Origin of the sequence: Pseudomonas sp. Pseusp97 (genome assembly GCF_047304025.1) — a bacterium.
Lineage (GTDB): Bacteria > Pseudomonadota > Gammaproteobacteria > Pseudomonadales > Pseudomonadaceae > Pseudomonas.
Genome location: NZ_JBGLYK010000298.1, coordinates 1 through 5,433, shown reverse-complemented (window position 1 = coordinate 5,433; position 5,433 = coordinate 1). Strand labels below are relative to the sequence as shown.

Annotated in this window: 2 protein-coding genes and 1 pseudogene; 1 reads left to right on the top strand and 2 read right to left on the bottom strand. The window is 69.4% G+C overall.

Going from position 1 to position 5,433, the window contains the following annotated elements; translation table 11 throughout:
• Positions 1–3,755: pseudogene (locus ACCC94_RS27475) on the bottom strand (DEAD/DEAH box helicase); the annotation flags it as partial.
• Positions 3,756–3,866: 111 nt separating this feature from the next.
• Between ACCC94_RS27475 and ACCC94_RS27470 the strand changes: the two are divergent.
• Positions 3,867–4,235, top strand: a complete 369-nt coding sequence (locus tag ACCC94_RS27470; protein ID WP_413352758.1) for a hypothetical protein — start codon at positions 3,867–3,869, stop codon at positions 4,233–4,235.
• A 437-nt stretch (positions 4,236–4,672) separates the two neighbouring features.
• On the opposite strand, the gene ACCC94_RS27465 is transcribed toward ACCC94_RS27470, so the two are convergent.
• On the bottom strand, positions 4,673–5,433 hold a 761-nt coding region (locus tag ACCC94_RS27465; protein WP_413352757.1), incomplete at its 5' end, for a sigma 54-interacting transcriptional regulator.

Genomic DNA, 5,433 nt, shown 5'->3' with positions numbered 1-5,433 from the left:
GGCATCGGCCATGCCGAACAGCGGCGTGCGCGACCGCCGTGACGGGTGACGGCGCGCCGCCGGCATCAGCAGGGCACGCAGGCCGGCGAAGCTGTCGGCATTTACCCGCCCCGCCGCGACCAGCTCACCCAGCACCGTTTCCAGCTCGGTGCGCAGCAGGTGACTGTCGCTGGCCAGTTCCTCGAAGAAAGACGCGCCGTGCTCCTTGAGCACATCCAGCACCTTGTTGGCCTTTGCGGAAAGCTCGGCATCCGCCTGCCCCGCGCTCAGCACGCTCCACTGCGCCATCTGTGCGCGCGGCAGCAGCACGATCGGCGTGCTTTTCAACGGGCCGCCACGGCCCTTGGCCACCGTACGCCCCGGCAGCCGCGCCCAGACGATGCGGCCAGCGCGGCACAGGTCGTCCAGCCAGTTGATTCCGTAATCGGCCACGCGGCTGGGCAGCAGGTCGCTCTCCCAGGCACTGGCCGCCGCCTGGAAGCCTTCCAGCTGGCTGAGCACGCCGGCCAGCGACTCCGCGCCGCGCATCCGCGTGCCGGCGGAAACCCGCTGCCAGTCGAACAGGAAGCGCATGAAGTCGGCCCGCGCCACCGGTTCGATCTCCCGGCGCAGGCGCTTGACCGTGTAGCGGTGGATGCGCGCCAGCAGGTGGCGCTCGCACCACTCCTCCTCGCTCGCGCCGGGCGTGAAGCGACCGCGCAGTACGTAGCCCTCGCGCTCCAGGGTGGCCAGGGCGAAAGCGCTATCGCTGGCGGAAATGCCCAGGTCCTCCGCCAGTTCACGCAGCAGGCGCGGGCCGAAACCGGTCAGGCGCGCCCGCACCAATTCCACTCGCGCCTCCTCCGCCGTGCAGGTTTCACGCAACGCCGGCGGCAGGTCGAGCACGGGTCTGGCTGTCACCTGCGGATGCATTGCCTGCCACTGGCTCAGCCGCTCCGCCGCCACCCAGACTTCGCCGGCGGGCAGTTGCAGGCAGGTCGCCCGGCCCGCCTTGGCCAACGATTTGAGCAGCTGCGGCCAGCCTTCATCGGCCCGCGCTTCGCTATCGCGGACGCCGCCCAGGCCGGTCAGCGCCTCGTGCATCTCGTCGGCATCGCGCGCCTGCGGCCAGACCTCGGCGCGCACCGCGGCGATGGCTTCGGCATCCAGCGCGCCGAGGTCATCGGCGCTTTCCGGGTCGGTCCAGCGGCGGCTCTGCACCGCCTGGGTGCGGCGCTCTTCCAGCGGCGCGTCGTCGAGGAAGGCGTAGGGACTGGCCGACAGCACCTCCGCCGCCAGCGGCGACGGTGCCGGCAGGTCGCGCGCCAGCAGGGTGATCTCGCCGCGCTCCATGCGCCGCAGCAGGTCGAGCCAGCCTTGGCTGTCCATCGCCTCGTGCAGGCAATCGTCGAGGGTCTGCACCACCAGGGGATGATCGGGAATCTCGCGCTCGCCGACGATGTTTTCCAGGCACGCAACCTGGTCCGGGAACACCGAGGCCAGCAGGTCTTCGCTGCGCATGCGCTGCAGCGGCGGCGGCACCTTGCGGCCACCGGAAAAACGCGGCAGTGCCAGCGCGGTGGCGGCGTTCCAGCGCCAGCGCACGCCGAACAGCGGCGCATCGAGCAGCGCCTGGATCAGCACCTGCTCGGCAGTGTTGGAGTGCAGGTAGCGCCACACCTCGTCCAAGGCAAAGCTGTGGCTGGTGGCCAGCGAGAGAACGATGGCGTCCTCGGTGGCGGCAGCCTGCAGCTCGAAATTGAAGGTGCGACAGAAGCGCTTGCGCAACGCCAGGCCCCAGGCGCGGTTCACGCGGCTGCCGTAGGGCGAATGAAGGACCAGCTGCATGCCGCCGGATTCGTCGAAGAAGCGTTCGAGGATCAGCGTCCTGCGCGTGGGCAGCGCGCCCAGGGCGCGGCGCGGCAGCTGGTGGAATACCTGGCGCGCGCCAGCGGTTCGGGGTCGTCCTGCCCCTGGGCCAACAGCTCGTCCAGTTGCCCGCGCAGGCGCGCGACGCTGATGGACAGCTCGTCGCTGCGCCCGGGCGCTTCGCCGAGCCAGAAGGGAATGTTCGGCGGCTGGCCGTGGGCATCCTCAACCCGCACGCGCCCTGGCTCAACGCGCAGGATGCGGTAGGAGACATTGCCCAGCTGGAACACGTCGCCGGCCAGGCTTTCCACGGCGAAGTCCTCGTTCACCGTGCCGACGTTGAGCCCCTGGGGTTCCAGCACCACGCTGTAATCGCCCGATTCGGGGATGGTGCCGCCGGAGGTCACGGCCGCCAGCCTGGCGCCGCGCCGGCCGCGCAGGCGCTGGTGTACGGCGTCGCGGTGCAGGTAGGCGCCACGCTGGCCGCTGCGGCTGGTGTAGCCCTCGGCCAGGGTGCGCAGCAGGGCGTCGAAGCTATCCCGGCCGAGTTCGGCATAGGGCTGCGCCGCGGTGAAAAGTTCGAACAGCGCGTCCTCCTGCCATTCCCGGCAGGCCACCTCGGCGATGATCTGCTGGGCCAGGACGTCCAGTGGCGCATGGGGAATGCTCAACGTATCGAGCTCGTTGCGGCGCACGCTGTCGAGCAGCGCCACGCATTCGATCAGGTCGTCCCGCGAGGTCGGGAACAAACGTCCCTTGGGCGTCCCGCCGACGCTGTGGCCGGAGCGACCGACGCGCTGCAGGAAGGCGGCGATGGAGCGCGGCGAGCTGATCTGGCAGACCAGCTCCACGTCGCCGATGTCGATGCCCAGCTCCAGCGAGGCGGTGGCCACCAGCACGCGCAACTGGCCGGCCTTGAGCCGCCGCTCGGCTCCCAGGCGCTGCTCCTTGGACAGGCTGCCGTGGTGCGCCGCCACCCAGCCGGCGCCGATGCGCTCGGCCAGATGCCGGGTGATGCGTTCGGACAGGCGCCGGGTGTTGACGAAGATGAGTGTGGTGCGGTGTTGGTTGGCCAGCTCGGCCAGACGGTCGTAGACCTTGTCCCAGACATCGTGAGACATCACCGCTTCCAGCGGCGCCGCCGGCACTTCCAGGCCCAGGTCGCGCTGGCGGGTGTAGCCGATGTCGACGATGCGGCAGGCCTGGTGGCGACCGGCAAGGAAGCCCGCCACCGCCTCGATGGGCTTCTGCGTGGCAGACAGGCCGATACGCACCAGCGGCCCCTCGCACAGTGCCTGCAGGCGCTCCAGCGACAGCGCCAGATGGCTGCCGCGCTTGCTCGCGGCGATGGCATGGATTTCGTCGACTATCACGCTGCGCGCGCCGGCCAGCATGGCGCGGCCGGATTCCGAGCCGAGCAGGACGTAGAGCGATTCCGGCGTGGTGACCAGGATGTGCGGCACGCGCCGGCGCATGGCCTCGCGCTCGCCGGATGTCGTGTCGCCGGTACGCACCGCGGTGCGGATTTCCACCTCCGGCAAGCCCATCTCCACCAGCGCGGCGCGGATGCCGGCGAGGGGCTCTTCGAGGTTGATGCGGATGTCGTTGGACAGCGCCTTGAGCGGCGAGACGTAGACCACGCTGGTGCGGTCGGGCAGCTCGCCGCCGTTCGCCAGCCCTTCGCGGACCAGGGCATCGATGGCGGCCATGAACGCCGTGAGCGTCTTGCCCGAACCGGTGGGGGCCGCGACCAGGGTCGATTCGCCCGCCTGGATCGCCGGCCAGGCCTGCACCTGCGCCTGGGTCGGTGCCGCGAAGTGCGCACGGAACCAGCCTGCCACCGCCGGGTGGAAGGCGGACAGCACATCGGCTCGCTTGGCGCGGGAGGAGGTTCGAGGGGCAGTCATGCAGACCAATATGGTGGTGCGCGAAGCCCGTCACAAGGACCGCTGATCGCGCTTCGCCGCAGGTCGCGCCAGCCGTTACTCTTGAGGCTTGCAACCGCTGGATGACACTCGATGAGCGACCGTGATCGAGACTATTACTGGGAGCAGGTCAGGCAGCAGAACAAGCAGAGGCCGCCCGAGGACCCGAAGCGCAACTGGCGGATGCTGGTGAAGCCGCTGCTTTGGTTCCTCATCCCCTTGCTGATTCTCGCGGCCGGTACCGCCCTGTGGCGCAACCCGGCCAGCCAGCTCTGGCTGCAGGAGCGCTGGGTGCTGCTGCAGATTCGCCTGGGCATGACTCCGCAGGGTCTGCCGGCAGCCCCCGCCGCCTCCCCCTACAGCGACAGCCCGCGCAAGCTGGCCGACTGCATCAAGCCGGGCAATGTGATCGACGATGAAGTGCGCGCGTGCGTGAAGGGGTATCGGCCCAGGACCTGGTGACCGGACGAAGGGAGGGCGGCCCGTTTCGCTCCCCCCTATCGGCTTTCTGTAGGAGCGAGCTTGCTCGCGAACCGCACACTGCCAGGGCCTCAATGCTCAGGGCGGATAACGCTGGCACGTGGCTATCGATGGGTATCGCTGCGCTCCACGCCATCCTACGGACATGCTTCGCCGTGACTCCCATGAGAGGGGAAGGCCGAATCGCGGACAAGGTCTGCTTCTAAAGGGGCGCACTGGCGCCGGGTGGTTCGCGAGCAAGCTCGCTCCTACGAAGAGCTGGCCAACGCCTCAGGTCTCCTCGCTCTGCCCCAACCCATGCATCCGCAGCACGTAGGGCGAATAACCCGGAACGGGTTATCCGCGGATAACCCTGCAGCACACTCCGGCACCGGGTGGTTCGCGAGCAAGCTCGCTCCTACGAAGAGCTGGCCAGCGCCTCAGGACTCCTCGTTCTGCCCCAGCCCATGCATCCGGAGCTTGTTGGCGATGGTGGTATGCGACACACCCAGGCGCTTGCCCAACTGCCGGCTGCTCGGGTGCTCGCGGTAGAGCCGCTCCAGCACCGCCCGCTCGAACCGGCCGACGATGGCGTCCAGCCCGCCTTCCAGGGAGAAGTCCCCCAGCGGATGCGGCGCGCCGTAATCGGGCAGGCGGATGTGCTCGGGGCGGATGGTGCCGCCTTCGCACAGCGAGACCGCCTGGAACAGTGCGTTCTCCAGCTGCCGCACGTTGCCCGGCCAGTGGTAGCGGCTCAGGCGATCCAGCGCCTGCGGCGAGAGCTTGGGCAGCGCGCAGCCGATCTGCCGGCTGGCCTGGTCGAGGAAGTGCTCGACCAGCGGCTCCAGGCCGTCCAGGCATTCGCGCAGCGGCGGGATGTGCAGCGACAGCACGTTGAGGCGGTGGTAGAGGTCCTGGCGGAATTCGCCCTTGGTGCAGAGTTCGGAGAGGTCCACCTGGGTCGCGCAGATCACCCGCACGTCCAGGTAAACCTCCTCGTCGCTGCCCACGCGGCGGAAGCAGCCGTCCTGCAGGAAGCGCAGCAACTTGGCCTGCAGGCGCGGGCTCATCTCGCCGACGCCGTCGAGGAACAGCGTGCCGCCGGCGGTCAACTCCAGCAGGCCGAGCTTGCCTTCCGGGCGCGCGCCTTCGAAGGCGCCGGCCTGCCCGAATCCATGGCCGAGACCGAGCTGTTCGGCTA